This window comes from Blastocatellia bacterium, from assembly GCA_035275065.1.
Taxonomy (GTDB): domain Bacteria; phylum Acidobacteriota; class Blastocatellia; order UBA7656; family UBA7656; genus DATENM01.
In genome coordinates, this window is the sequence record DATENM010000158.1 from 135156 (window position 1) to 157625 (window position 22470).

Annotated in this window: 18 protein-coding genes; 6 read left to right on the forward strand and 12 right to left on the reverse strand. The window is 60.6% G+C overall.

The window, feature by feature from the left end; genetic code table 11:
* The first annotated feature begins 12 nt into the window (after positions 1–12).
* Together VJ464_29970 and VJ464_29975 are read left to right on the forward strand one after the other, a co-directional pair.
* Complete coding sequence (locus VJ464_29970) at positions 13–306, forward strand: hypothetical protein (protein HKQ09388.1); 294 nt, start codon at positions 13–15, stop codon at positions 304–306.
* 89 nt (positions 307–395) lie between these two features.
* Entirely contained in the window at positions 396–767 is a 372-nt protein-coding gene (locus VJ464_29975; GenBank protein ID HKQ09389.1) for a hypothetical protein, read from the forward strand.
* 94 nt (positions 768–861) lie between these two features.
* Here the strand turns inward: VJ464_29975 and VJ464_29980 are convergent, their stop codons facing one another.
* From VJ464_29980 to VJ464_29990, 3 genes are all read right to left on the reverse strand, one after another.
* Complete coding sequence (locus tag VJ464_29980; GenBank protein ID HKQ09390.1) at positions 862–2685, reverse strand: chloride channel protein; 1824 nt, start codon at positions 2683–2685, stop codon at positions 862–864.
* A gap of 174 nt (positions 2686–2859) precedes the next feature.
* Positions 2860–4041, reverse strand: a complete 1182-nt coding sequence (locus VJ464_29985; protein HKQ09391.1) for an N-acetyltransferase — start codon at positions 4039–4041, stop codon at positions 2860–2862.
* On the reverse strand, positions 4034–7258 hold the full coding sequence (locus tag VJ464_29990; protein HKQ09392.1) for a PD-(D/E)XK nuclease family protein: 3225 nt from the start codon (positions 7256–7258) through the stop codon (positions 4034–4036). The genes VJ464_29985 and VJ464_29990 overlap by 8 nt, the downstream gene beginning before the upstream one ends.
* A gap of 148 nt (positions 7259–7406) precedes the next feature.
* Here VJ464_29990 and VJ464_29995 point away from each other — a divergent pair, with 148 nt between their 5' ends.
* From VJ464_29995 to rpoD, 3 genes are all read left to right on the forward strand, one after another.
* Entirely contained in the window at positions 7407–9860 is a 2454-nt protein-coding gene (locus VJ464_29995) for an endonuclease MutS2 (GenBank protein ID HKQ09393.1), read from the forward strand.
* Positions 9861–9995: 135 nt separating this feature from the next.
* Positions 9996–11804 (forward strand): DNA primase, encoded by a 1809-nt coding sequence (gene dnaG / locus VJ464_30000; protein HKQ09394.1) that lies wholly within the window; start codon positions 9996–9998, stop codon positions 11802–11804.
* A gap of 171 nt (positions 11805–11975) precedes the next feature.
* Positions 11976–13691, forward strand: coding sequence for an RNA polymerase sigma factor RpoD (rpoD, locus tag VJ464_30005; GenBank protein HKQ09395.1), 1716 nt, complete (start codon positions 11976–11978; stop codon positions 13689–13691).
* Positions 13692–13736: 45 nt separating this feature from the next.
* Here rpoD and VJ464_30010 read toward each other — a convergent pair whose 3' ends face one another.
* The 5 genes from VJ464_30010 to cdaA all read right to left on the reverse strand — a co-directional run bounded on the left by VJ464_30010 (position 13737) and on the right by cdaA (position 18647).
* Positions 13737–14495, reverse strand: a complete 759-nt coding sequence (locus tag VJ464_30010; GenBank protein ID HKQ09396.1) for a hypothetical protein — start codon at positions 14493–14495, stop codon at positions 13737–13739.
* A 55-nt stretch (positions 14496–14550) separates the two neighbouring features.
* Complete coding sequence (locus tag VJ464_30015; protein ID HKQ09397.1) at positions 14551–15261, reverse strand: hypothetical protein; 711 nt, start codon at positions 15259–15261, stop codon at positions 14551–14553.
* Positions 15262–15376: 115 nt separating this feature from the next.
* A complete protein-coding gene (gene glmM, locus VJ464_30020; GenBank protein HKQ09398.1) occupies positions 15377–16762 on the reverse strand; it encodes a phosphoglucosamine mutase in 1386 nt (461 codons plus the stop codon).
* A gap of 30 nt (positions 16763–16792) precedes the next feature.
* Positions 16793–17752, reverse strand: a complete 960-nt coding sequence (locus VJ464_30025) for a CdaR family protein (protein HKQ09399.1) — start codon at positions 17750–17752, stop codon at positions 16793–16795.
* A gap of 25 nt (positions 17753–17777) precedes the next feature.
* Complete coding sequence (gene cdaA / locus VJ464_30030; GenBank protein HKQ09400.1) at positions 17778–18647, reverse strand: diadenylate cyclase CdaA; 870 nt, start codon at positions 18645–18647, stop codon at positions 17778–17780.
* Between the two features lie 376 nt (positions 18648–19023).
* Here cdaA and VJ464_30035 point away from each other — a divergent pair, with 376 nt between their 5' ends.
* Positions 19024–19194 carry a hypothetical protein gene (locus tag VJ464_30035; protein HKQ09401.1) on the forward strand — a complete coding sequence of 57 codons (171 nt, stop codon included), beginning with the start codon at positions 19024–19026 and terminating at the stop codon, positions 19192–19194.
* Between the two features lie 120 nt (positions 19195–19314).
* On the opposite strand, the gene coaBC is transcribed toward VJ464_30035, so the two are convergent.
* From coaBC to VJ464_30055, 4 genes are all read right to left on the reverse strand, one after another.
* Complete coding sequence (coaBC, locus tag VJ464_30040) at positions 19315–20517, reverse strand: bifunctional phosphopantothenoylcysteine decarboxylase/phosphopantothenate--cysteine ligase CoaBC (GenBank protein ID HKQ09402.1); 1203 nt, start codon at positions 20515–20517, stop codon at positions 19315–19317.
* A 109-nt stretch (positions 20518–20626) separates the two neighbouring features.
* Complete coding sequence (gene rpoZ / locus VJ464_30045; GenBank protein ID HKQ09403.1) at positions 20627–20845, reverse strand: DNA-directed RNA polymerase subunit omega; 219 nt, start codon at positions 20843–20845, stop codon at positions 20627–20629.
* A 4-nt stretch (positions 20846–20849) separates the two neighbouring features.
* Complete coding sequence (gene gmk / locus VJ464_30050; GenBank protein ID HKQ09404.1) at positions 20850–21470, reverse strand: guanylate kinase; 621 nt, start codon at positions 21468–21470, stop codon at positions 20850–20852.
* 64 nt (positions 21471–21534) lie between these two features.
* Entirely contained in the window at positions 21535–22410 is an 876-nt protein-coding gene (locus VJ464_30055; protein ID HKQ09405.1) for a YicC/YloC family endoribonuclease, read from the reverse strand.
* Between the last annotated feature and the right edge of the window lie 60 nt (positions 22411–22470).

A 22470-nucleotide genomic window follows, 5' to 3' on the forward strand; every position in this document is an offset into this window, starting at 1 on the left:
CGCGAGGGCGCTATGATCTGTTACTTCTGCAAGGGCGAAATCGTCATCAAGGATCGCATTGCGCGCACCGCCGAGTGCCCATCCTGCAACGCCGATGTTCACTGCTGCCTGAACTGTGCCAACTATGACACCTCGTCGTCGAACCGCTGCCGCGAGCCGCTGGCCGAATGGGTATCGGATCGCGAGCGCGCCAATTTCTGCGACTTCTTCAGGCCGGCCCAGATGGCCATTCCGGCACGGGCCAAGGGACAGAGCGGGCCGCTCGATGAGGCGCGCTCGGCTTTTGAAAATCTATTCAAGAAGTGAGGCGGCGCTGGTATAATCGCAGCGGCTTACCAGCCCAGTCCCATTCTGTCCCCGCTCGACCATGCGCGAAATGAATTGCAGGATCGCGGATGTTGACCGAATTCTTTATGGAGCGGGCGCAGATCGTGTTGTCTGCCGACGCCGAGCGATTCATCGGCACGGTGCCGGAGTTTCCTGAGCTGCGTGTCGAAGCGACGACCCCGGAAGCCTGCGAGCGGCAACTGCGCGAAGAGATGTCCAGGGTGTTGATGCTAGAAGCGCAGGCGTCACCTGCACATGCGACGCCGGTTGGGCGGCCCGTCATTGCCGGCAAATCGCACTCATCATCCACACAGACGAGCGCGATTCAACCATCCATCAGAATCACTGTCGAGGGCGCGCGGGCTTGCCAGGCGTGCGGCGCCAGCGGATTGTCCACAGCCTTCCAGTTCTGCGGCCTCTGTGGCCAGAAGCTCGACTAGAGTGATTTCGATTGCGTTTGCCATGTAGCGCAAGGCGGTTAGCTTGCGCGAGCCCATGCGCAAGCTGTTAGCTTGCGCTACTCCCGATTAAACTTCAGCGCGGGCGAATGGTCTCTTCCGAAGTCGGACGGATCGTGTCGTCGGGGCCGAGCGAGTACTGCATCGCGGCTAGCCGCGCCTGCGCCCGCGCGATGTCGCGCAAGGTGATAATGCCGAGCAGCCTTGCGTCATCGACGCGCGACACCACCGGCACCTGTGACAACTCGCGCTGCGCCAATTTGAGCACGACCGTGTCGAGCGTCTGGTCAGGGTGCGAATGCACCACCTTACGAGTCATGGCGTCGGCGATCATCGTCGCTTCGCTGCCTTCGGCTTCCATGCGCCGCAAATCATTCGTGGTAATCAATCCCACCAGCCGCCCATCGCGCAACACCGGGTAGCCGTTGAATTCGAGCCGCCCGACCACGTCGAGCGCCTCTTTCACCGTAATGTCATCCGGCAGGGTCACGACATCCTGGGTCATCACCGAAGCGGCAGTGATGCGCGAGAGCGCATCCGGGCTAGGCGCGGTTTGCAAGTGGATGCCGTCTTGAAACAGGAAGCTCTCATAGATAGACAGGGGCATCAGCCGCGAGGCGACGGTATAAGCAATCGCGTTGGCGATCATCAACGGCAGAATGATCTCGTAGTTATAGGTCATCTCGAAGATCAGCAGAATCGAAGTGATCGGCACGCGGATGACCGCGGCAAACATCGCCCCCATGCCGACCAGCGCGAAAGCGCCGCGGGCAATCTCAGGCGAGGCTTGCAGGTTAGCCAGTATGTGCCAGACCGCCGCGCCGAGCAGGCCGCCGACAAACATCGAAGGGCCGAGCACGCCGCCCGACATCCCTGCGCCATAGCTGAAAGCTGAAGCCAATATCTTAGCGATTAACAGCGCGACGACAGCTTTCAAAACGAGGTTGTCTTTGCCTTGCAGCACCTCGCCGAGATACTCGTAACCGATGCCGAGCGCGTGCGGCTGCCACAAACTAATCGCGCCGATGATGGCGCCGCCGAGCGCCGGCTTGCTCCACGATGGGACGTGAACACGCTCGCGGAAAAACATCCGCATAAACAGAATGAGCCTGGCAAAGAGGACGCCGACAATGCCGGCAACGATGCCAAGCGCGGCGTAGGCCAGCAATTCCGTCGGGTGGTTCAGCGCATAGACATTGGCACCGGTAAACAGCGGGTTGGCGCCGAGCAGCCAGCGCTCAATCGTCGCGGCAATCACCGCCGCGATGACGATAGAGGCGGCGAGTCTCTGGTTGAGGTCGCCGATGATCTCTTCGAGCGCGAACGTGACGGCGGCAATCGGTGTGTTGAAGGCGGCGGCGATGGCGGCGGCAGCGCCGACCGGCAACTGGTTCATCTGCTTGCGGCGCGGAATCGAGAACATCTGCGAGATGACGTTCGACAGCGCCGCGCAGATTTGCACGGTCGGCCCCTCGCGCCCAAGGCTCGCGCCCGATCCGACGCACAGCGCCGAGATCACCGCTTTGCCGGCGGCGACGCGCATCGGCACTTTGCCATAGTTCATCACGTAGGCAATCTTGACTTGCGGGATGCCGCTGCCGCGCGCGTCGGGGAAGAAGAAATGCAGCAACAAGCCGGCCAACAAACAGCCGCCGACGGTCACAAAAAAAATCCAGAAGATGCGGCTCGGCCCCGAAACCGCCAGGGCGCGCTCGATCATGAGTCCCGAAGCCAGCCGGATGAGCTTATGGTAAGCAACGGCAACCAGCCCGCAGGCGATTGCGATGGTAACTGTCAGGATGAAGTATTTCTGATTCGTCGGCAGGCGCAGGCGCTGGAAAAACCGCGTCGCACCTAATTCGATTTGATACCACTTTGTTGCGCGCTCTGCTGGTTGCACTTACTTATTCAATAAAGCAAAACGCCGGTGATTGCAACCCGCCCTTCGGGAAGGCAAAAGTAAAAAGTAAAAAGGCAAAAGGTCGGCAGGGGAGTGAATAGATAGGATCGGGTACTTTCGCCGGTGCCTCTTCCTATCTATTGATCCGGCTCCGCACTTTTGCCTTTTTACTTTTTACTTTTTACTTTCTTGGAGCGGCATCTCATATATTCGGTAGGTCTTGGTTCGCCGCCCGCCAATCAGCTCGGCGGCGCGGTTCATCATCAAGTTGTTTTCTAGCACCCAGCTCATTTCGCCCGAGGGGAAGCCGGCGGCGGGCGCTCGGTCATAAATCTCTTTCAGGAAGATCGCCCCCGCGCCCATGCTCTGAAACTCGCGGATGACTCCCATCGTGATGATGCGAATGGTATCGATCTTGCGCGAATGCCATAACAGCTTCAGCAGTCCAAAGGGCAGCAAGCGGCCGCGCAGCTTCTTGAGCGCCCGGTTCAAGTCGGGCACGGCGAGCAGGAAGCCGATGGGGCGTGGCTCGCGGCCTTCGACCTCCTGCTCGGCGATCAAGACGACGCGCGGGTCCACCAACTGCTTCAAGTCTTTGCCGAGGTGCTCGAATTCTTCGTCGGTCACCGGCACGAATCCCCAGTTGCGGCTCCAGGCGTCGTTGTAGACGCGGCGGACGATCTCCACTTCCCTCTTGAAGTCTTTCAGGTTGACCGCGCGCACGCGAATGCGATCCTTCGTCTGCAATCGCTCGGCGACGCGCTTGAGCTTGTCCGAGACATTGAAATAGGACGCGGAGATGTCATACGCGTACATGTCCGCGGCTTTGCCCAGCCCGTAACGCTCAAGGAATTCGCCGTAATAGCTCGGATTCCAAACCATCATCAGCGTCGGGTCAAGGTCGAAGCCTTCGACCAGCAGGCCGCATTCATAGTTGGTCGAGGGGTTGACCGGCCCGCGCATGACTTCAGCGCCGCGCTCGGCAAGCCAGCTTCGAGCCGAGTCGAGCAAGGCTGCCGCCGCTTCATAATCTTCTTCGACTTCAAAGAAGCCAAAGAAGCCGGCGCGCTCGCCATGAAATTCGTTGTGAGCGCGGTTGAGGATGGCCATGACGCGACCGACGACGCGGCCTCCGCGATAGGCGAGAAATTTTTCAACGTCGGCGGTTTTGTAGAAAGGATGACGCGTCGTGTCGAGCATATCCTTTTGCGCCATCCGCAATGGCGCGATCCAGTGCGGCTGTTGGCGGTGCAAGCGGTAAGGCAGATCGAGAAACTGTTGCTGCTCGCGCGCCGTGCGCGCCGGTTTCACTTCGAGCGTCTTTGCGGTTCGGTTATCCTTCGCCGTCTTACTCATCTTCAAAGGCCCTCAGGGATTGAATGCGACACATTACGCCATACTCGCAAGTCTGACAAACCATGTCGCCATTTGGCTGTACAGGGAAACGGCCCCCGCGAACCTGCTCGACATATTGGCGTATGCGCTGCTCGGCATGGGCGATCAACTGTTCAAGGCTGTCTTTCGCGCCCGGCTTATCTGACAACTCCGAGCCGCGCTTGCGGCTACGGATGTGCAGGTAATAAGCCGAGGTGACGGGCTCGCCCTTCTTGATGACGCGGCGAGCAGCCATCGCGTAGAGCGGCAATTGCAGGTTGCGCCCCTCAAGCGCTTCGCGGATGTGAATCGGCGTGCGCGGCGTCTTGTAATCCACAACAATCCAGTCCCCGTCACAATAATCCAGGCGATCTACGACGCCGCGAAATTTAGCGTCACCCCCCGGGCATTCGATCACCAGCGCTTCCGCGTCGTCGTAACCGAACTTGCATTCGCAATCAACTGGCCGCGCCGGCTGCTCGTCGTTCCAGGCCGCTTCAGTCCGCAGCAAGCGACCGACGCGCCGCTTAATCTCGGCTTTATTAAACTCCCACAGCGCGTCGCGGCGCACTTCGCCGGTGTCGAGCATGCGCTGAAGAACATTTTCGGCTATCTCCGCGGCCTCGTCTATCGCCTGCTCCGCGTTGTCTGACCGAATCATAATTTCGCGCTGATGCAATTGCGTGTAAAGCCTTTCGAGAATCCGGTGATACGCGTGGCCGATGTGATGTGCGGCAAAGCCTTCGCCTGGCTCTTTGCCTGCTTCGAGCTTTAGCACATGGCGCGCAAAGAAGCGAAAGGGGCAACGGCCATAATCATTGATCTGGGTGGCGCTCCACAGGTAAGCCGGCCCATAGCTCTCCTTGAGCTTCGCGGCGAGCGCCGGATGGTTGATCCACCCACTGCTGGCCGCAACCGCCGCCGCGTTGATTCGCTGAAGCTCAACCCGTGCGCCGCGCTCGGTCATCCGCCAGCTTGGCAACCGCGCATCGAGCAGGCGATTGGCGGCCCGCATGGCCCTGTGGTCTGCCGCATGGCTCTCCGATTCGTCCTGGCGCTGCGCACGAGCCGTCCACATTGCCAGCTCTTCAAGTGAGCAAGCATCCATGAGCGCGTGACCTTCACCGCTAAACGACGGAGGGAGGCGGCGCAAGGGAGTCGCGGCGAAGGGCTGCACTTCTTCAATCAAGTAAGACGGCAGCAATTCGCCGCCGGCAACGTCCGTGCGCGCGAAGGTCAAGTATAGCCGCTCGGTCGCACCGCTCATCGCTTTGTAAAACTGCGAAAGGTCAGCCCCGGCATCCGTGATGGTTTCGGTCAGGTCAAGCCCCGCCTGCCGCAACTCTGCGCGCTCGGCTCGCGTGTAGGGGGCGCGCTCGGTCAGCCGCGCTGGAAATTCGCCTTCGATCAAACCGAGAACGAAGACGGCGCGGTGACGGCGCGGGCGAAGACGGTGGGCCTCCTGCGCCGTGACGCACGCACAAGCTGCGGCTTCGCGGTCATAGGTGATGACAGAGAGCGTGCGTTCGACTTCGGCGACAAACGCCGGCCAGGAGATTTCGCCGGCGGCCCGCTCGTCCGAATGACCGGCGGCTCGCATGGTGATGCCATCGCGAGCCAGCGCCCTTAGTATCTCTTTGAATTTTTCCAGGGCGCGGCCATCGCGCGCTGCCGTATCGCCGCTTGCTGCCTGTTGACCAACGCGCAGGCGTTCGAGCAGATTTGTCGCCCACTCGAAGTGCGCTTCGCGAGTGACGCGCCGCATTGGCGTCAGCGCGTCGAACCACTGGTCGAGGCCGGTCGCTAGCCGTTGAAAGCAAGCCTGGCGATCAGCTTCACTTTCATCTTCCGACTGAATGTGCTCGCCGATTCCGCGGTCACGTCCTACGTTTTCAGCAGCAGGGTTCAGGGCGGCTCGCCACTGGTCGCGGCCTTGTATGACATTTCGCGCCAGCGAAATCGCATCGAGCAGGTCTACCGACTGCTCATCTAATCCGAACTCTGTCCAGTCGAAATAAGGCGAGCGCCAGGCTTCGACACAAGCGCGGCGCTTGAACGATTGACCGCTCAGGTTGAACAAACGCAGCACTGCCGCCACCGCAGGGTTTTCTATCAACGGTACGGTGCAGTCTAGCGTCACCGGGATGGCGCATTCATCGAAGATGCGCTCGATGTGTGGAGCGTAAATCGAGAGCGAGCGGCATACGATAGCAATCTCGTCGAGGGGAAGATGATCGTCAAGCGCCAGCCGCTTGATCTCGCGCGCCGCCGAGCGGACTTCAGCGGCGCGGTCCGGCGCAGAGGTGATGGTGATTTCGCCGCTTTGAAAGTCTTGCGGTGCTGAATCAGGATCACCCAACGCTGATGCGCCCGCTTCATTCATCAAAGCGGCAGCGGCAACTTGAATCCAGTCTGCCGGAGTGGCTGTGAAAGGGGTGAAGCTCGCGCCCGCCGCCTGCAAGCGCTTGATGGTCGGGCGCTGCCAGTAATGGACGGCGCGCGCTTCGTCGTACGTCAGGCTGACGATCACCTCAACGCCGCGCGCCGCCAACGACGAGAGCAATCGCACCTGCACCGCCGTCAGATAGTCGAAGCCATCTACCGCAATCAACGATACCCAGTTAAGTGGCGCGCGCACGCTTTCGATTGCCGTCAAAGCGACGTGGCCGGCGCTCTCTTCATCCACGACATTCAGCGTTTCAAGCGCCGCCGCATAGCCAGCGAATACCTGTGCGATGTCACGATCCTTTTCGCTGCGGCCCGCGGCAATGCGATTGAAGCCTTCAGGGGTGATATGACTTCGCCACAGCTCATCGATCCAGCCGCCGAGCGAACTGACCAGGCCGGGCAACTCCGCGGTCTCGGCGAAATAACCGAGCCTGTCTGATTGCGCCAGGCCGTTGATGACGAGCCGCAAGAGGCGATCACGCTCTATCGAGCTTAGCCATTGATACGCCAGGCCGGACTTATTGAATATGCCGCTATAGAGCATCGGGAAGGTTGTGACGACAGGGTGGCTGCTCTGCGACGGGAGGTCGGCGGTTTCTGCGCTCAGTAATTCACGCAACACTGCGGCGGCGGGCGCAGACGGCACGATGAGGTGAGCGCCGCGCCGACCGGCGGCAACCGCTTCGGCCATGCGCGCGACCAGCGTCTCTGTCTTCCCTGAACTGGCCGGGCCAATCAGAACATTGATCATTCGGCTGCGGATTATAGGCGAAAGCGTATTTACAAACAATCCCCGGCCCTCGTCTATGGCGCAGCAATGATTCAATTAATGAGCGTTGATTGACCACCCTGGAGCCGGCGACGTAACATTCCTGTGCAGACAGAAAAGAGTTATCAACATGGATGAACGCACGTTCAAGACACTTGAACTCGACGCACTGGTGGCGCTGCTGGCGCGGCACGTACAAACGCCGCTGGGGCGCAAGCGCGCGCTCGCGTTGTTGCCGATCAGCGACGCGGCGGCCATCAATCAGGCGCTCGACCTGACTACGGAATGCGCCGATTACCTGAGTAGCGGCGGCGCGTTCGGACTGGGCGACATTGCCGACCCATCAGCCTCGCTCGCCGAGTTGCAAGTCCAGGGCACCAGCCTCGACCCGCATCAGATTCTCGCGCTGCAAGCCTTGATCGCCAATGGCATGGATCTGCGGGGGCAATTCAATGATGCCGAAACGCGGTCGCGTTACCCGAACCTCTCAAGCATCGCCACACGCATCCCCGATCTGCGACGGATGCTGGCGGCGATTCGCGGCAAGATTCTGCCGACCGGCGAGATTGACGATAACGCCAGCCCCGAATTGCGCCGCATCCGTCGCGAGGTGAACGAGCGGCGCACGCGCATTTATCGCAGCCTCGAAACGCTGATGCGCGACCGCTCGCCGAACGCCATTCAGGAAGACATCGTGACGATTCGCAACGGGCGATTCGTTATCCCCGTGCGCACAGATGCGCGCGGCCAGGTGCCGGGCGTCATGCATGGCCTGTCTTCGAGCGGTCAGACGACGTTCGTCGAACCGCTCGGCGTCATTGAGCAGAACAATGACCTGGTGCGCCTGCGCGAACAGGAAGAGATCGAGATCGCGCAAATCCTGCTGCGCATCTCGGACACGCTGCGCGAGCACCTGGGCGGCATCGCACAGATCGTCAGCGCGATAACCGAGATCGATTTCGCGGCGGCAAAAGCGCGGCTCTCGGCGGATTTCAACTGCGCCCGGCCGCTTATGAGCGACAACCGCAGGCTCTATCTGAAAGACGCGCGCCACCCGCTGCTTGAGCACAACCTGCGAGGTTCTGGCGGCAGGGTCGTGCCCATCTCGCTAGAGATGGACGAAACGCATCAGACGATGGTCATCAGCGGCCCGAATGCCGGTGGCAAGACGGTCGTGCTCAAGACCGTCGGCCTGATTACGCTGATGGCGCAGATGGGCCTGCACGTGCCGGCTAGCGATGCGGCGCTGCCGATCTTCGGGCAAGTGCTTGCAGACATCGGCGATCAACAGTCCATTGCCGCCAACCTCTCGACCTTCACAGCGCACATGCGAAACATCGCCGAGATGGCCACGACGGTGACGCCGCCCGCCTTGATTCTGATCGATGAGGTTGGCACAGGCACAGACCCCGACGAAGGCGCGGCGCTCGGCGTCGCCATCGTTGATTACTTTCGCCGGCAGAAGGCAACGACGATTGCGACCACGCATTATAACCCGCTGAAAGTCTGGGCTTCAGAGAATGAAGACGTGCTGAACGCCTCAGTCGAATTCGATGAGCGCACGTTGCGGCCCACTTACCGTTTGCTGGTCGGCGTTGCCGGCGCTTCGGCGGGCATCGAAATCGCCAGGCGCATGGACGTGCCTTCGCAGATCACCGACGAGGCGGGCGCGTTACTCGATCCGCAGCACAAGCAGGCCGGCGAGTACCTGAAGCAGTTGAAGTCGCTGGTTGACGAGCAGGCCAGCCTGCGCGCCGCGCTCGAAGAAGAGCGACAGGTGACGGCGGACAAGTTTGCCCGCCTCGATGTCGAATTCGCCCGCCGTGAAGTCGAGCGGCGCAACCAGTTCGAGGGCGAGCTGGCGCGCGTCATCCGTGAGTTTAACGACGAGAGCGCGCATCTGCTCAACACCGTAAAAGACAAAGTCGCGGCGGCGCGCTTGAAGAAAGAAGCCGAAGCGCGCGCCGCCGAGCTGCGCCGCTCGGCAGCCGTGCGTTTGCGCAAGCAGGAAGCGAGCGCGCCCGCATCCATCACCCCCGCGGCGGGAAGCCAACCCGCCCCGGCACGCGAGGCGACCACGGCGGCAAGCGCGGCTAGCGCGCTGCTCGAAGAGATCACCGAGATTCGCGAAGGCGACCGCGTGCGCATCAAAGCCTTTGACCGTGAAGGCGTCGTTGAAACCATCAACGATGGCGTCTATACGGTGATGGCCGGCTCTTTACGCTTTCGTTTGAAGCGCGACGAATTGCAACTGGTGAAATCCGCCGAGCCGCCGGCGTCAAAGCACGCCGCCAATCTGCCGCGCGGCGTCAGCGCGTCGTTTGACGTCGATCAGAATTTCGTCGGCGAGCTGAACGTGATCGGCACCACCGTAGACGAAGCCACGGACCGCGTCGACAAGTATCTCGACGAGGCGTTTCTTGCCGGCGTCGAAAGCGTCCGCATCGTTCATGGTCATGGCAAAGGGGCTTTGAAGCGCGCTATCGCGGAATTGCTGAGAGGCCACCCGCACGTCGAGCGCTTCAGCGAAGCGCCGGCCAATCAGGGCGGCGGCGGCGCAACAATTATCACTCTGCGCAAGTGAATGATCGAAGAAGAAAAGATATGGCCCTGCGCTCACCTTTACTGTCTTGCGCGTTGACGGGAATGCTGGTAAGAATTCTCTAGCTCGAAAGTACAGACGGTTCCTTCAAAGCCATAATCAAGCTGGAATATTAGTATGCGATTGCCGCGCGGGTTTGCCGACGACGTAAAAAATCAGTCCGATATTGTTCGCGTCATCTCGGATTACGTGACGCTCAAGAAGCGCGGCGCGAATTACATGGCCTGCTGCCCATTCCACTCCGAGAAGACGCCGTCGTTCAGTGTCTCTCAACCGAAAGGACTCTATAAGTGCTTCGGCTGCGGCGCTGGCGGCAGCGTCTTTGACTTCGTCATGCGCATCGAAGGCTGTCAGTTTCCCGAATCGGTGCGCATCGTCGCCGAAAAAAGCGGCATTCCCATCCCTGCGGTTGACGAGTCCGAAGATTACAAGAAGACGCAGCACGACCGCGACGTCGTGCTGCGCCTGAACGACCTGGCGGCGCAGTTCTTCGAGATGAATTTGCTCGACGAGCAGGTCGGCGCGGCGGCGCGCGCTTACGTCGAATCGCGCGGCATCACGGATGAAACCCGCGCCCAGTTTCGATTGGGCTTCGCGCCCGATAGCTGGGATGCGCTGATTAAGTTTCTGCGCGACAACCAGGCGACCGATCAAGACCTGACCATCAGCGGCCTCGTTGTCACGAAAGAGACCGGCGGGTTTTATGATCGCTTTCGCGGGCGATTGATGTTTCCCATCGCCGATTCGCAAGGCCGCATCATCGCCTTCGGCGGGCGCGTGATGGGCGAAGGCGAGCCGAAGTATTTGAACTCGCCGGAAACCGCCGTCTACACCAAAGGGCGTAACCTCTACGGGCTTGCCTACTCAAAGAACGACATACGCCATGCCGGTTATGCCATCCTCGTCGAAGGCTACCTCGATTGCATGATTCCCTTCCAGGCGGGCATCCGCAACATCGTCGCCAGCCTCGGCACGGCGCTGACCGATAGCCAGGTGCGCTTGCTGCGCCGATACATGGACGGCCCGCAGATCATCGTCAACTTCGACCCGGACTCAGCCGGGCAGAACGCGACCATGCGCTCAATCGAGATGCTGCTGACTGAAGGCTTCAAGGTGAACATCCTGAAGATGCCGACAGACGACGACCCGGACGAGTACGTGCGCGCTTATGGCGGAGACGCCTTCCGCGCATTGCTGAAGACGACACAGCCGTACATCGAATACATCATCGATATGACCGTGGCGCAGCATGACATCACGCGGCCCGCCGGCAAGGTCGAAGCCGTCAACGCCATCATGCCGCACCTGGCTAGGATGCGTGACAAGGTGGCGCGCGCCGATTATTCGGATCAAGTCGCCGACCGACTGAAGGTGGACTCGCGCGTCATCCGCGAAGAGATGCGCCGCGTCGCCGTTCATCGCCAGCAGGCGCTCGACCCGAAACGGCTGCGCGCCGCCGCCGACGTGACACAGGCAGAGCGCCAGCTCCTTGAGCTGGTGCTTGCCAACACGGACGTGCGCCGCGCGATTGTCGCCAACTTGCAAGAAGACGATTATTCAGAACTGGCCACCGGAGCCATTTTCACGGCGCTGATCCGAATCGAGCGTGAGGGAATGGAGCCGGATTTCGACAACCTGAGCGCGCGGCTCGAAGGTGAAGAAGAGCGAGCGATGCTGCCCGCGTTGCTGATGAGCGATCTGGCGTGGGCCGGCAGCCAGGAATTTGATACGTTGCTGAAGAAGGCGACTGAGGCGCTTTCTTCGCTGCGGCGCAAACAGATCGAGCGCCGATTAGAGATCATTCAGATCGAAATCGGCCAGGCCGAAAGCAATCAAAACCACTCTCGTGTCCTTGAATTATTTCAGGAAAAGGCTGCGCTCAAGAGGCGCAAGCTGGCTATCGCCGCGTCAGGCGCTGAGTCCTGAGGTGTTCTTTTTTTGTTGCGCTAATCCGGCGTAATCAACGAATCGTATGTCCCTATGCAATCTGTCGTCGCGTCCGCGCAACGACATCTTGACAGAATCAATCAATGCGGGTAGGAATTCACAGAGGCATTGTGCAGAATGAGGAGTCCGACCCCCACAGGAGAGCCGACCGTGTCAGAACTCAACGAGAAATATTCGGACGAAGTAGAGAAACTTCTCGAGATGGGGAAGGAGAAGGAGTACCTGACTTTTGACGACATTAATCGGCTGCTGCCGCCGGAGTTGAATTCGGCTGACGATATCGAAGCCATCTTCGACGTGATCGGCGCGGAAGGGATTTCAATATCTGAGAACGACGAAAAATTTATGGAAGTGGCTGCCAGCGCCGATCACAACGGCGACGGCAAGATCGATATTGCCATTGAAGAAGAGATCGATCTCGACCTGACGACGGCGAGTCTCGACAAGACGAACGACCCGGTGCGCCTCTACCTGCGCGAGATGGCGGTTGTGCCGCTGCTGACGCGCGACGGTGAAGTCGCCATCGCGCGCCGCATCGAGCGCGGCAGGATGCGGATTCATAAAGCCATTGCGCGAGCCCCTATCTGCATCGAGCAGATGGTCGAAATCGGCGAGCGCTTGAAGAATGGCGAATTGCACATCAAAGAGCTTGTCGCCTTTAACGAGCAGGAACCTATCACCGACGAGCGCGTCGAGGAATATTTGAATGCGACGATCAACGATCTGGCCGAGTTAAGAAAAGACTATCAGCGGATGCTGAAGCTCGAAGAGAAGCTTCAAGAGGAGCACAAGAAATCGCCGAAGCTGCCGGGCCTCAGGCGGCGCATCGCCCGCGTACGCATCGAAGTCAGCCGGCGCGCCCGCCGGCTCGATCTGCTGGCGCAGCAAGAAGACTATTTCGCCGGCCTGATCCGTGATTGCGTGGCGCAGGCGCGTGATGCGCGCGCCGGCATCGAGAAGTCGCGCCGGGCGCTAGAGAAGAAGAAGTGGAACGAAGACGAGCGCGAATTCAAACGCAACTTGCGCGACGCCGAGCGGCGGCTAACTGACCTGGAAGAGATGTGGCACATCTCGGCGCTCGAAATGGAACGTGCCCTCGGGCAGATTCAAATCGGCGAATACGAAGCCAACCTCGCCAAGCGTGAGCTGATCGAAGCCAACTTGCGGCTCGTCGTTTCAATTGCCAAGAAGTACACCAACCGCGGGCTGCAATTCCTCGACCTGATTCAGGAAGGCAACATTGGCCTGATGAAAGCGGTTGATAAGTTCGAGTGGCGGCGGGGCTACAAGTTCTCGACGTATGCGACCTGGTGGATACGCCAGGCGATCACCCGCGCCATTGCCGACCAGGCGCGCACGATCCGCATCCCGGTTCACATGATCGAAACGATCAACAAGTTGATCCGCACATCGCGGGCGCTGGTGCAGGAATTGGGCCGCGAGCCAAGCTCCGAAGAGATCGCCCACAAGATGGACATCCCTGTGTCAAAGGTGCGCAAGGTGCTGAAGATCGCCCAGGAGCCGATCTCGCTTGAAACCCCCATCGGCGAAGAAGACGACTCGCACCTCGGCGACTTTATCGAAGACAAAAACATCGCCAACCCGGCGGATGCGGTGATCACTTCGAACCTGCGCGAGATCACTGAAGAGGTCTTGAAATCGCTGACGCCGCGCGAAGAGAAGGTCATCAAGATGCGCTTCGGTCTGGGCCCGAATGGCAGCGAGCACACCCTCGAAGAGGTCGGCCAGCACTTCGCCGTCACCCGCGAGCGCATTCGCCAGATCGAAGCCAAGGCATTACGCAAGCTGCGCCACCCGTCGCGCTCGCGTAAGCTGAAAGCCTTCCTCGAATCGGCGCGGCCATAGCTGGCCGGCCGGCGTTCACGGCGCAATCAATTTAAATAATCTGTGTCAATCAATCGGGCGGATAGGGCCTTCGTTGCGACCCAGCGTCTTGGGTTGTTCGGGCTGGTCTTCATCCGTTTGCCTCGCGGGCGTGGAAGCGGGTGCGGGGGGTGCGCTCTGCGGCGGGCGCGGCGCGACGTCAAGCGAATCATCACCGCCAAGCGTCTGTTTGTAACGCGACAGCATGTCGTCAACGCGCGCACGCCGTTGGGCCTCTTCATATTCATGCTCGGCGGCGGCCAGTTTCGCGTCGTTCTCACTCATCCCCGGTCTTTGCAACCGTGACCGCATCTCGTCAATCGTTCCCGACGGGTCTGTGGCGTCAAACGGCGCGTGAACGCCGGCGAGGTTCTCGCGCATCGCCGTCAGGTGAGTGTCGGTGGCCAGGGATTCGCCCTGCTGGCGGCGCTCATCGCGCAACTGGCGGGCGCGCGCTGCCGAGGCTCTGGCTTCGCCAATCTGCTGCCTGAGCAGATCGCGGTGGGCGCCGAGCTGCACCAATTCACGGCCCGCCGATTCGGCAGCAGCCAGGTCGCCGCGCTCGCGCGCCATGCGCTCGCGCTCGGTGACGCCGATCATCTTCAATTCAACTTCGGCCAGCTCTTTCTCGAACATCTTCACAGACGCCAGCGTCTGAACTTCAAGCTCGTTCAGGCGGGCGACCTCGGCGCGGGTAATCTGGCGCACGTCTTTGTCCGGGCTGCTGGTGCGCTCGATTAAATCATCGAGATAAGAATTAATCAGCCGCTTGGTGCGATTCCACATCTGCGAAAACCTCAGCGGCGCGCTCACTAGTGATGAGCGCGCCGCTCAGACTGTTTCAATTGTTTTTGGTTGGCGGCTTATTGCCTTCCTGATCAATCGGCTGGGGCCGCCCGCCGGGTTGTCCAGAAACCGGCAATGTAAGCGGCTTTACAAACTTGACGCGAAAGACCGCGCCGGGGTTGACCTGAATTTCGCCGCCTTTGGTTAACAGCAAGCCGGCAAGCAGGCCGCCGCCGAGCGTCGCCGCGCCCGCCGCTGCGCCGCCGCCCGACAGCAGGATGACGCCCGTAGCCGCGCCGCCAATGCCGGCGCTGCGGTAGACGTTCTCAGCCGTCTTCTCGCCGCGATGGCCGCCGCTCACCTTGCCTTCGTCGTTGGCCTTCATCTTCTCGTTCTTATCCCAGTCATCAATGCCGGCTAGCGCGATGAAGACCTGCTCGTCGCCCCACGGCATCGAAACCCGCTCGAAGGCAATCGCGATGTTGCCGGCCTTCTGGCCGCGCCCGGCGGCCTTCACAGCGGTCACGCGCCCTTTGAACTCGGTGCCGCGCGGGATCACCAGGTCACTGCCGATATAGATCGGCTCGTCCAGAACGGCGGTAACCGGGTCGCCGACTTCGCTCAGCTTAGAACTAAGCCGCGTCTGCAAGATGAGCTTGGCTTTGGTGTCCACCTCGACGGTGGCTTCACGCGAAGTCTGCGGGCGGGCTGCCGCCGTTAAGGCGACAATAAGAATTAGCATTGCGGTAGAGACTACTCGTTTCATTACAAACCTCCCGGGTGCTTACAGACCGCCTGCATCGATCTTAATTCCACCCCTTTAGTGTGGTCAAGAAAATCGGTTTTGGGAACGCTGGTAGAAAGTGATGGCACGACTGGCCTCATTCGCCGATGGCTTCGCGGATACACGCCGCCAGCGCACTGGCCTGCGCCTCGATGTGCTCCTGCTTTTCGCCTTCGATCATGATTCGGGCCAGGTTTTCTGTGCCAGAATAGCGAACGAGCAAACGGCCCCGGCCTTGCATCTCGTTTTCAAGTTTATCCATCGCCAATTTCACTTCGGGGAGCGAATCCAAAGGCACTTTGCGACGGACGCGCACGTTGACCAGGACTTGCGGGAAACGCTTCATCGCCGCCGCTAACTCGGCAAGCGAACGGCCCGCCGCCCGGACGGCGCGCAGCAGCTCAATCGCCGTAATCATGCCGTCGCCGGCGAGCGAAATTCGCGGGAAAATAATATGCCCCGACTGCTCGCCGCCCAGCCGCGCGTCGCGCGCCAGCAACTCTTCCAGCACATAACGGTCGCCGACGTTCGCGCGCACCAGCGCGATGCCACGCTCGCCGAGCGTCAACTCTAACCCGATGTTGCTCATCACCGTGGCAACAATGGTGTCGCGGTTAAGCTGGTCGCGTCGCTTTAACTCGTCGGCGAGAATGAGCAGCGTCGCATCGCCGTCTACCAGACGCCCTTCGGCGTCCACGAACAGAGCGCGGTCGGCGTCGCCGTCAAACGCAATCCCGAGGTCAAGATGCCGCTCGACGACGAGGCGTTGCAAGCCTTCGAGATGCAGCGAGCCGCAGCCTTCATTGATGTTGCGCCCATCGGGCGCATCGTTGATGACTTCAATGCCGGCGCCCAACCGTCTGAACAATTCCGGCGCGAAGCGCGAGGCCGCGCCGTTGGCGCAGTCGAGGCCGATCCGCATACTGTCGAGCCGCAAGCCCGCGGCAACCTCATCGGCCAGGAAGTCGAGATAGGACGCTTGATACTCGGCCTCGCGAGCGTGCAAGCGTTGCTCATCAATCGAAGGTAAAGCCGGCGACTCATCCGCCGCCGCATTGCTGACGGCCGCGACCTCACGCTCGACGCGCTGCTCCATCTCATCCGCGAGTTTCTTGCCGGTCGGCGAAAAAACCTTGATGCCATTATCACCGAACGGATTATGCGAAGCCGAGATAACGATGCCGGCGTCGAAGCCGTGGGCGCGGGTCACATACGCGACACCCGGTGTGGTGATGACGCCGGCAGATTCGACAGCGGCTCCCGCAGCCAGCGCGCCGCGGGTAAGCGCCGTCTCGATCATTGGCCCGGATTCGCGGGTGTCGCGGCCAATCAGCAGGCGTGGAGCGCGGCCCAGGTCACGGGCAATGTGAACGACCAGTGCGCGACCGATCCGTTCGACTGTCGCCGCGTCGAGCGGAAACTCACCGGCTCGACCACGTATTCCATCTGTCCCGAAAAGCCTGGTCGCGTTCGCCTGCGACATTCGATTAGTTCCTCCTGGCCAGTGCCCCTCTCAGGGGCGCACCTGTATCGTTGCCGGCTCGACGGCGCGCACCATCACCTTGTCGGCGAAGGCTGCCGTCAAGCTCACGTCGGGCTTGAATCGGTTTGGCCCGACGGGCTCTGACTTGAAATCTGCGACGACGCTCAAATCCGCAACCGTGATCTGATCGATCAGCGAGCGCGGCCCGTAGAGCGTCACCGTCACCGTCGCCGGCCTGGTTCTCGCACCGCCTGGCCCGTTGATCAAGGTCACCGGCACGCCACTCAACGTGCGCTCCTTGCGCTGCTCGTTGATGACTACCGAGAGCGATACTTTGCGCGGGCTCTGGTCGCTCAGGTTGACGTTCGCCGAGCCGATGTCAATCGCCACGGTTTCAGTTAATGAATCGCTTCGCCCGGTTAGCCGTACAGTCTCTGTCGATACTTCGTTAATGTCGCGGACGCGGCTTTCGGCGCCGCCGATGCGCACAGTGGGCGGGGTGATCTGCCAGCCGATCACCTCAAAGCCCGGGGGCGGCTCGCCGTCGAAGCGCGGCTTAACCGGCACATCTTTCTCGATGACCCGCTCGACGCGGACGCGAATCTCGCGTGGATCGACGATGGCCTTGACGCTCGCGGGCAAGCGGCCCGTGTCAACCATCAACTGCTTGACGCGCACGCCGGCTTCGACGCCGCGCATATCGGCCAGCACCGTGATTTCTGTTGGGCGTATCGAATCTACCAGATCGCGCGGGCCTTCAAGGTAAACCTGCGCCGACGGCGCGTCGGTGTCGGTCACTTCGAGGTTCGGTGATTCTGGCAGGTTCTGAAAGAGAATCGGCACGTTGCGCAGGGTCACCTGCGCGATGGGCCGCGACGCCACCGACAACCAGAGCACCGCCGTAATCAACAGGGCAAGCACCTTCAACCCGGTATTTTCCAGGATGTAATCCTTCAAATACTCTCTGATTGCGATCAGGTAGCGCTGCACTCTTTCTTCACTCCCAGGGCATCGGTTACTTGATGAACGACTCGCTGATCGACTCGCGCGCCGCTTCCGGTTTTCTGCCGCGGCGCGCGCGACGGCGCGGGCGCATGATGTCGGCGATGCGGCCAGGCGGCTGGAACGCTTCGCGCAGGCGGTCGCGCAGAGCGGCGCTGTTTAGATAACGCGAAATCTCGCCGCGCTCGACGAACGAAACGATGCCGGTCTCTTCGCTGACGACGACGGCGACGGCGTCCGTGTCTTCGGTAATGCCGATGGCGGCGCGGTGGCGCGTGCCGAGTTCTTTCGACAGGCGCGGGTTCAGCGTCAAGGGCAAAAAGCAACTGGCAGCGGCAACCGTTTTGTAATTGCGGATGATGGCCGCGCCATCGTGTAAAGGCGTGTGCGGGTCAAAGACCGTCACCAACAGGTCGTAAGAGAGCCGCGCCTCAAGCTCGACCCCCGTGTCGATATAGTTCTGTAAGCCGACGTTGCGCTCCAGGACAATCAGCGCGCCGATCTTACGCGATGACAGCGTCGTCGCCGCAAGCAGGATTTCCTCGAAAGTCTCCTGACGGCTGGAGCGCCCGAAGGGCCGGCGGATATTCGAGCCGACGCGCATCAACGCCGAGCGAATCTCCGGCGCGAAGATCACCAGGATGGCGAAGCCGAAATAGAGCAGCGTGTTGCGCATGACGAACTGGAGCGTCTCCAGTCCGAGGATCACCGACAACTGATAGAGCAAGCCGACGCCGAGCAGGCCGACAGCCATCTGCACGGCACGTGTGCCGCGCACCAGCTTCAACAGACCATAGATGATCGCCCATACGGTGATGAAATCGATCAGGTCGGTAAAGCGCAATTGCTCAATGAATCTGAAAAGCTCAGCGGAACGGCTCATCTTATTTTCTAACCACAGGTGATTGGGTGCCGGGCGCGGCACCTGCGTCATGCCCTTATTCTCGGAAGCTCGACACCTATGCTTATGGTATCGGCTGCCCGGTTGTTTATCAAGCAAAACGCTTTTACGCCCCGGTCATCCTGGCAGATTTATGTCATGAGGTCTCAGGGTTGTGAGCTTTGCAAAGCCAATCGTTATACCATCTCGTTCCGAGTTTCATACATGCTTACCCGATTTGCGTATGAAATCGGCGCATCCGCGAAGCTAGCGAGTCCATGTCACCTACAAAAACCAAGCGATTCTTCGAATCGTCATTTGTGGCACCGCAATTGCCAATGTAAGGGTGTCCGAGCGAAAACAATCAAGGGTGGGAGTTATGACAATCAAACTGGTTAAGAAGAATCAGCAAACGGCAAACGACGTGAAACCGGCTCAGGAACCGACATTCGCTCAACTTCTGTCGAATGCGCGAGGGTGGGTCGAGGAGTTCAAGAGCCACAAGGACAAGGATAATCAAGCCCTCATCGGCATGCTGCGGCGGAGCTAGGCTCAAACGGCTGTGGCAGACTGGACGGCGTCCGCTCCATCTTGCCACATTTAATCACGAGCGCCGATAGCGCGCTCCTTAATCGCCTTCCTTCTCCCCCAGAAGCAAAACCAACCAACACTATCGCGCCAGCCGCAAGGCTTTGAGGTTTATTGCCGCGTCAAAGATGCGGTCGGCAACCTGGCGCTTGGTGAGAAGCGGCAGCTCGACATTCTCTATTGCTGATACCAACGTTACGCGGTTGGTGTCCACGTCAAAGCCGGCGTCGTTCGCCGACACGTCGTTGGCAACGATCAGGTCGGCATTCTTGCTCTGCAATTTCTTCAGCGCATTGGCGACGACGTTCTCGGTTTCGGCAGCGAAGCCGATCACAAGTCGCGAGCCTTTTATCCGGCCCACCGCCGCAAGAATGTCTTCGGTCGGCTCTAGCTCAAGCACTAGCTCCTGGTCGGCTTTCTTGATCTTCTGCCCGGCGGCCCGCGCCGGGCGATAGTCGGCAACCGCCGCCGCCATCACCACTACGGTCGCTGCATCCAGATGGCCGAGAACTGCGTCGAGCATTTCGGCGGCAGACCGGACGCGAATCGTCTGCACACCTTCGGGCGGGGCCAGCGCCACCGGCCCTGTAATCAGCGTTACAGTCGCGCCCATCGCGGCTGCCGATTCGGCCAGCGCGTAGCCCATCTTTCCCGACGAACGGTTGGTGATGCCGCGCACGGGGTCAATCGCTTCGTAGGTAGGCCCGGCGGTAATCAAGACGTGCTCGCCGTTGAGCAGCGCAGCATTCCGGGCGGGTCGCAGGAAGGCAAGCGCGCGGGCGACAATCTCTGACGGCTCGGCAAGGCGGCCAGCTCCGACTGTGCGGCAAGCCAGATAGCCTTCGCCCGGATCGATGAAATGGACGCCGCGCTCACGCAGCCGCCGGACATTTTCACGGGTCGCCGGGTGCGCCCACATCTCAACATTCATCGCCGGCGCGACCATCACCGGCGCGGTTGTCGAAATATAGAGCGTCGTCAGAAAATCGTCGGCGATGCCGTTGGCAAACTTCGCCAGCAGGTTAGCCGTCGCCGGGGCGACCAGCAACAGGTCAGCCGTTTGCGCGACCTGGATGTGCTTGATCTCCGGGTCGGCGGTCGGCGCGAACATCTCGGTGATGACTTCGTGACCGGAGATGGCTTGAAAGGTGAGCTTGCCGACAAATTCAGTGGCGTGCCGGGTCATCACCACCTGCACGTCAGCGCCGCCTTTCTGCAAGCCGCGCAACACCTCGACGGCTTTGTAAGCCGCGATACAGCCGGTCACTCCGAGGACAACGCGCATCTCTTCGCCCCTCAGGGAAGTCTAGCGAGTTTGCCTAGTCGATCAAATCCAGCGAGCCGGTCGAGCCCACCGAGCCGATGCCGATGGGCCCGACGGCCCGGCGGACTTCTCACTCTTCAGTCTTGCTCGGTTTTACAATGGGCTGGTAAGGCACAAGCCCATGCTCGACCTCGTCGAGCGCGATACGCGTCGGTTTGCGCGCGGCGGAATGAAGGCGCGGCCTGGCGCCTTTCTGAATCTGTTTGCTGCGTCGCGCCGCCAGCAGAACGAGCCGGTATTTGCTGTCTATCTCTGTCGTCCAATCCTTTTCTTCTTCGCTGTCAGCCATTTTCTTATTCACCTCCAAAAGTATCCAGTATCGATTTTATCTTATTCCTCTGTCGCATCGGGCGGCGGCGCTCGGCGACGATGATCGCCTTCAGCGCCCCGAAGGCGCGGTCGCGATCATCATTGATGATGACGTAATTGAATTGCTCGTAAAGCTTCACCTCGGCGGTCGCATTTGCCAACCGCCGCGCCAGATCGTCAGGCGCGTTCAGATTGCGCCGCCGCAGCCGCGCCTCCAACACTTTCTTAGACGGCGGCAGGATGAAGACGGTTACCGCTTCCGGCATGCGCTCGCACATCTGCGCCGCGCCCTGCACGTCTATGTCCATCAGCACGTCGTTGCCATCGGCAAGCAACTGCTCAATCGTCGCCCGGTGCGTGCCGTAGTAGTAGCCATGCACCGAGGCCGATTCGATGAACTCGCCGCGCTCGCGCATCTCCAGAAAAGTCGCCTCGTCGACAAAGACATAATCCACGCCGTCGCGCTCCTGGCCGCGCGGTTGCCGCGTCGTGTAGGAGATTGAATAGCGCAAGCGTCCGAGCCGCTGCATGGCGCGCTCGACGAGCGACGATTTGCCCGCGCCCGACGGCGCCGAGACAACGATCAGCGTGCCGCGCTCCGGCATATAGCCGCGCCGCCGCGACCTCTTCTTCGTCGTTTCGGCCACCGCTCCTTCGATGGCCTCGACCTCACTCGACATTCTGGCCCTGCTCCCGCATCTTCTCGACTTCGGTTTTGATGATGATCGCAGCGTCGCTGATGGCGATGTCGCTGGCCTTCGAGAGAATCGTATTCGCCTCGCGATTCATCTCCTGAAGGATAAAATCGATGCGCTTGCCGACCTCTTCATCGGCGCGCAACAGGTCGCGCATCTGCACGAGGTGGCTCTTGAGTCGAGCGATTTCTTCGCTGATGTCCGAGCGGTCGGCCAGCAGAATGGCTTCCTGCGCCAGCCGCGTTTCATCTACCTGCGCACCGTTCCGCAATTCCGCCAAACGTTTTTGCAAGCGCTCGCGATAGATGCCCGGCAAGCGCGCCGCTTCCGATTCAATCGTCGGCAGTTGACTGGAAATCATGTCGAGTCGCGATTGCAGCTCGGCGGCCAGCTCCTGGCCCTCGACCAGACGCATCTCCGACAATGCGACCAGCGCCTGCGAGACCGCGGCGACGACGCCCGCCGCCACGGCTTCGTCGAGCTGGCTGCTGTCCTGCGACACCTGCAATGCGCCGGGCAGCTTGGCGATCAATTCGAGCGACGGATCGCCTTCAAGCCCGAACTCCTGCTTCATCTCGCTGAGCGCCGAAAGATAGCCGGCGACCAGCGGCCGGTTGATCTGGAAGGTCGCCTCTTTCATCTGCTCGACTGCCATGGTCAGGTCAATGCGCCCGCGATGCAGCGACGCCTGCACCTGCTTCTTGATTGTCAATTCCAAACTGGCGAACTCCTGCGGCAAGCGCGCGTGAACATCGAGAAAGCGGTTGTTGACCGAGCGAATGTCAACGCGCACCTTGAAGTTGGTGCCCTCGGCGCTTCCCTGCCCGAACCCTGTCATGCTTTTGATCATAAGCCATAAGCCAGCCGCCAGAGGTCACCGGTCAGAATCGGGCACAGGTGCCTGGCAATC

What these genes read in the sequence shown, in the direction of transcription:
- VJ464_29970 (HKQ09388.1), top strand. Translation starts at nt 13, where the DNA reads ATGATCTGTTACTTCTGCAAGGGCGAAATCGTCATCAAGGATCGCATT.
- VJ464_29975 (HKQ09389.1), top strand. Translation starts at nt 396, where the DNA reads ATGTTGACCGAATTCTTTATGGAGCGGGCGCAGATCGTGTTGTCTGCC.
- VJ464_29985 (HKQ09391.1), bottom strand. Translation starts at nt 4,041, where the DNA reads ATGAGTAAGACGGCGAAGGATAACCGAACCGCAAAGACGCTCGAAGTG.
- VJ464_29990 (HKQ09392.1), bottom strand. Translation starts at nt 7,258, where the DNA reads ATGATCAATGTTCTGATTGGCCCGGCCAGTTCAGGGAAGACAGAGACG.
- VJ464_29995 (HKQ09393.1), top strand. Translation starts at nt 7,407, where the DNA reads ATGGATGAACGCACGTTCAAGACACTTGAACTCGACGCACTGGTGGCG.
- dnaG (HKQ09394.1), top strand. Translation starts at nt 9,996, where the DNA reads ATGCGATTGCCGCGCGGGTTTGCCGACGACGTAAAAAATCAGTCCGAT.
- VJ464_30010 (HKQ09396.1), bottom strand. Translation starts at nt 14,495, where the DNA reads ATGTGGAATCGCACCAAGCGGCTGATTAATTCTTATCTCGATGATTTA.
- VJ464_30015 (HKQ09397.1), bottom strand. Translation starts at nt 15,261, where the DNA reads ATGAAACGAGTAGTCTCTACCGCAATGCTAATTCTTATTGTCGCCTTA.
- glmM (HKQ09398.1), bottom strand. Translation starts at nt 16,762, where the DNA reads ATGTCGCAGGCGAACGCGACCAGGCTTTTCGGGACAGATGGAATACGT.
- cdaA (HKQ09400.1), bottom strand. Translation starts at nt 18,647, where the DNA reads ATGAGCCGTTCCGCTGAGCTTTTCAGATTCATTGAGCAATTGCGCTTT.
- VJ464_30035 (HKQ09401.1), top strand. Translation starts at nt 19,024, where the DNA reads ATGACAATCAAACTGGTTAAGAAGAATCAGCAAACGGCAAACGACGTG.
- coaBC (HKQ09402.1), bottom strand. Translation starts at nt 20,517, where the DNA reads ATGCGCGTTGTCCTCGGAGTGACCGGCTGTATCGCGGCTTACAAAGCC.
- rpoZ (HKQ09403.1), bottom strand. Translation starts at nt 20,845, where the DNA reads ATGGCTGACAGCGAAGAAGAAAAGGATTGGACGACAGAGATAGACAGC.
- gmk (HKQ09404.1), bottom strand. Translation starts at nt 21,470, where the DNA reads ATGCCGGAGCGCGGCACGCTGATCGTTGTCTCGGCGCCGTCGGGCGCG.
- VJ464_30055 (HKQ09405.1), bottom strand. Translation starts at nt 22,410, where the DNA reads ATGATCAAAAGCATGACAGGGTTCGGGCAGGGAAGCGCCGAGGGCACC.